Source organism: Dapis hubbardiae BLCC-M172 (genome assembly GCF_050016015.1).
Classification (GTDB): domain Bacteria; phylum Cyanobacteriota; class Cyanobacteriia; order Cyanobacteriales; family Microcoleaceae; genus Trichodesmium.
The window spans coordinates 1-5,042 of sequence record NZ_JBNHEQ010000331.1 but is presented as its reverse complement, the minus strand read 5'-3'; the positions used below and the strand labels follow the sequence as shown (position 1 = coordinate 5,042).

General features: G+C 44.5%; 1 protein-coding gene. It reads right to left on the bottom strand.

Features of this window, described 5'->3' with window-relative positions:
* Positions 1-5,042, bottom strand: a 5,042-nt coding sequence (locus ACP6PK_RS30620; protein ID WP_426565425.1) for a proprotein convertase P-domain-containing protein, incomplete at both ends; no start/stop codon positions are given.

The following is a 5,042-nucleotide window of genomic DNA, read 5'->3' as shown; positions in this document are numbered from 1 at the left end:
ACTCCCCCGCTCCCCTACTCCCCCTTTCCCAACTCGCCCGCTCCCCCTCTCTTTTTCTGGGGGTTCGGAGGCGGAGATGATATTGGTGTTGTCTGTTAGGTTGATGTTACCTCCTGCTTTGAGGGAAATTTCACCTCCGTCAGCGTCGGCGAAGGTGTAGATGTTGTTGGTCGTGATGTTTCCACTTGGCGCTTCTATGGTAACTTTGCCTCCGTTGCCTCCTCCTGAATAGTTGGCTAGAGTGCCAGCAGATGTGTCTATGTTTCCGGTTTCTGATGTAATGGTAATTTGACCGCCTTGTGTTTGGCCGTGGGAATTTATGGTATCAGTAGTAATATCTGTTTTTGCTTGGAGAGTGACATCTCCAGCATTGCCTCGGTTGGAAAATGATTGAATTGCTTGGGTAGCATTAATCTGTCCTTGTTCGCTGGTAATACTTATGTTACCTCCGTTGGGGGTTTCTGTTGTGTTGTTGGCTTCGGAGGTAATAATTCCTGTAGTAATATTTTCTTGGGCGGTTATCTCAATATCGCCAGCGTTTCCGGTCTCAGTGCTTTTGGCTGAAATGGTGCTATTTGGGGCGGTCATTTCTCCTGTGTTGATGAAAATGTTTCCTCCGTTGCCTGTACCTGTAGTTTCTGTGATGATTTGACCTTCTAGTTCGAATGTTTGAGTGGGGTTGATGTTGATAGTGCCTCCCTCTCCACTGTCAGATGTAGATGCTGATATGGTCGTGTTTTCGGCTATGGTGAGGTTTTGAGTGTCGATGTTGATAGTGCCAGAGTTTCCTGTGCTTGTTGTTTCTACTGTGATTCTTCCTTCTCCAGTGATGTTTATATTTTCTGGGGCAAATATATTAATGTTACCTCCGTCTCCAGTTGCTTTGGTGCGGGCGGATATAAAGCCGTTTTCGGTGAAAGTAATATTCAGGTTGGGGTCAAATTCACCTAGTTGCTCCCCTACTCCCCTACTCCCCTGCTCCCCTACTCCCCTATAGGGGTTGAGAGTGAGGGTGCCAGCGGGGGATTCACCTGCGGTTTCTGCAAATATTCCGAGTCTACCTGAGATATTTAGATCGCTGGAATTGATGGTAATATTTCCTCCTGCTGCTGTGTTAGTTGCCCCTTCTAATGCTGTGGCACTAATTGAGGCATCATTGCCGATGGTGACTGTGGGGGAATTGATTTCTATGGTTCCGGCGGCTCCAGCACTATTGGTTTCGGCGGAGATGGCTATTCCTTCTGTGAGGGTAAGGTTTTGGGCTTCTATTTTGATTTCACCTGCGTTGCCTGTACCTGTGGTCTCGACTGAGATTTTTCCGTATCCTGCAATATCTATGTTTTCTGGGGCAAATATATTAATGTTACCTCCCTGACCTGTAGATGTCGTGCGGGCAGATATAAAGCCGTTTTCAGTGAAAGTAATATTCAGGTCTGGGTCAAATGCGTTTAGTTGCTCCCCTACTCCCCTATAGGGGTTAAGGGTGAGTGTGCCTGCGTCTGCTGCTCCTGCGGTTTCGGCAAATATTCCCAGTGATCCTGAGATATTAAGGCTGTTGGCGAATATGTTAATGTTGCCTCCTCCTTCTTCGTTGGTCGAGTCGGCGGTGACTGTAGCGCTGATTTGAGCGTTTTCTCCAATGTCTATGGTTTTGGCCTGGATGATGATAGTTCCCGGTTTCCCTGCTCCACTGGTTTCTGTCGTGAGGCTGGTACTTTGGTTTAACTCTAAGGTTTGGGCTTGGATTTCGATGTTACCTGCGTTTCCTTTGCCTTCGGTGTCAGCTTGGAGTTGACTTTCGTTGGTGAGTTGAATGTCTTGAGGAGTTTTGATGGTTATGTCTCCAGCATCTCCATCGTCGCTGGTGATGGCTTTGAGTTGACTGTCGTCTAGGGAAATGGTGCCCAGACTTGTTATCGTGACATCTCCAGCGCGTTCGTCTCCTTTGGTGTCGCTTTCGATAGTAATGTTATTGAGGTTGATATTGCCAGAGCTGTTGATAGATACATTACCTGATTGACCTGATTCACCTACGCCAATTTCTATTATATCTAGAAGTGGGATTTCTACCCTTACTTGTTGACTGGTGATGATAGATAAATCATTAAGTATCAGGTCTCCTTCTTGTTGACTGTTTATGCTCACTTCCCCTGATTTTTGGCTGGAAGATATTGTGAGTATTTCTATGTTACTGAGGTTGTTGGTGATAATGTTAATGTCTCCACCATCTCCGGAGTCGTTTGTTCCTAATGAGAATGTTCTGATTCCTAATTTTTCTACCTCTTCTACCTCTTCTTGTTCTGGAGGGTTAATAAATTCTATGCCCTCTGCCAACAAAGATATGGCTCCCCCATTCCCTGAGTTGCCTTCTTCCGCATAGGAAAACGAATCAAGCGCTCCTGTTGTGATATTGTCTCCTGCTGACACAGAAATGTCTCCCCCATTCCCTGAAATGCCTTTTTTTGAATAGGAAAAGGAATCAAGCGCTCCTGTTGTGATATTGTCTCCTGCTGACACAGAAATGTCTCCCCCATTCCCTGAGTTGCCTTCCGAATCGAACGAAACAAACAAAGAAGAGGAGTCAACCGCTTCTGTTGTGATGTTGCCCCCTGCTGACACAGAAATGTCTCCCCCATTCCCTGAGTTGCCTTCCGACGAAGAAGAGGAATTGAGCGCTCCTGTTGTGATGTTGCCTCCCGCCGAAACAGAGATGTCTCCTCCATCCCCTGAGTTAGCTCCAGAGGAAGACTTGAGCGATTCTGTTATCGTGATATTGCCCCCCGCTGACACAGAAATGACTCCCCCATTGCCTGAGTTAGCTCCAGGATTAACACTAGAATCAACCAATTCAGTAATATCCTCAGCAGTGATAGTAATATCACCCTCAGCAGTGAGAGTAATATTACCCCCATCTCCTTCCTCAACAGTCGCATCAACCTTGTTTGTAGTTTCGATATTGCCTCCAGCAGTGAAAGTAATATCACCCCCATCCCCTTGTCCTAGAACATTAGACTGAACCCTTTCTGTAAAAATATTACCACCGGCAGTGAGAGAAATCTCACCTCCATCCCCATCCCCATCCTCAAGATAGGAATTAATCATTTTTGTAGAAATATTACCCTCACTGCTGAGAGTAATATCGCCCCCCTTCCCATCCCCATCCTCAAGATAGGAATTAATCATTTTTGTAGAGATATCACCACTAATGGCAGCAAGAGTAATATCACCCCCATCCCCTTCCTTAACACTGGCATTAACATCAGTTGTAGAGATATTACCACCACCAGCCTTCAGAGAAATATTGCCCCCATTCCCATCCTCATGCTCAACATTGGACTCAAGTTTTTCTGTAGAGATACCACCCTCAGCAGTGAGAGTAATATTACCCCCATCCCCTTCAACAACACTGAAATTAACCTCATCCTCATTCCCTACACTAGAATTAAGGCTTTGTGTAGAGATATCACCCCCCGCAGTCAGAGAAATCTCACCTCCATCCCCTTTAATAACACTGGAATTAAACTCATCCCCATTCCCTACACTAGAATTAAGACTTTGTGTAGATATATCACCACCAGCAGTCAGAGAAATCTCACCTCCATTCCCATTCCCTTGAACAACACTGGAATTAAGGCTTTGTGTAGATATATCACCACCAGCAGTCAGAGAAATCTCACCTCCATCTCCATTCCCTTGAACAACACTAGAATTAAGGCTTTGTGTAGAGATATCACCCTCGGCAATCAAAGAAATCTCACCTCCATTTCCATCCCCATTCTCTACACTAGCATTAACCTCAGTTGTAGAGATACCACCCTGAGCAGTAATGGTGACATTACCTCCATCTCCATCAATAGATGAAGTATCCAATGAAAATGTATCAATATTACCAGAAAGAGCATTGAGGTTGATATTACCTCCAATTCCTTGATTTGAACTAGAATTAATCAGACCTGTAATAATATTGTTGTTAGCCTTGAGGTCAACTCTTCCCCCATTACCAGTTTCGCTCAAACTGTGGATATTTCCTACACGAAGATTACCATGAGTTGCTTCTATATTAATCGCCCCACCATTTCCTCCACCACTCTGAACAAGAGGAGTACGCAGCAACAGTTGTGTACCTATGGCAGTTCCCCAGGGAGCATTATCACCAGCTCTATATAACCTGCCACTATCTGGGTCGTCAGTATCTTCCACCCTCAAAGTCCAACGTCCATTGGGGTTTTCTCCATTAAATTTTGCTAAACTGCCTTCGGGACTATATGTGCCATCAAACGGAGCATTACCATCTTTAATACTTGTCGAAGCATCATGATCCAGCACAGTATCCTGAAAATTGTCTTCCATACCACCCACACCACCAAACAATTTTACTTCCTTCCCTTCGGGTGATTTCAGATAAACTTCTAGGTCTTCATTCCAAGTATGTGTCGCAGAAAAGCGTACATCTAGATTTTCTATAGTTCCCAAGTCACCATCTACAATAAAAGTAAATGTTGCAGTTCCTTTCGTACCTTCTGCTGGTATCGCTCCCCCCTCTTCCACATCGATCGCCTCCAACAACTCATCACCAGAAAAAACAGGCAACCAAGAAGTATCAATATTTCCCAAAATAATACCAGCACCAGCAATAGTCAAATCTCGCCCATTAGTCTTAATAGTATCTGCTCCATTCTCAAAGGTATTCTGATCGCTCCCATCATCCGCCTCATTATCCAACATCTCTACAACACCAATTCCATCCCCATCTACATCTGCACGAAATTCTATCTCGCCACCCCCTGGTTGAAATTCCAGCACATCATCCTCTATATCCTCAACAGTAATATCATTTGTCGCCTCTAACTTAACATCCGCATCCCCAGAAGTCTCATCAAATTCATCATTTATCTTAATATTAGTAGCAGACAAAGAAACACTTTCCCCACCACCTTTTATTCCACTACCCGTAGCAATAATATCTCCCGTAGCTTCAATATTTATTGAACCACCTACATCATTATTATCAGCAATTTCTGTATTTTCTGTAGAAGAAATCT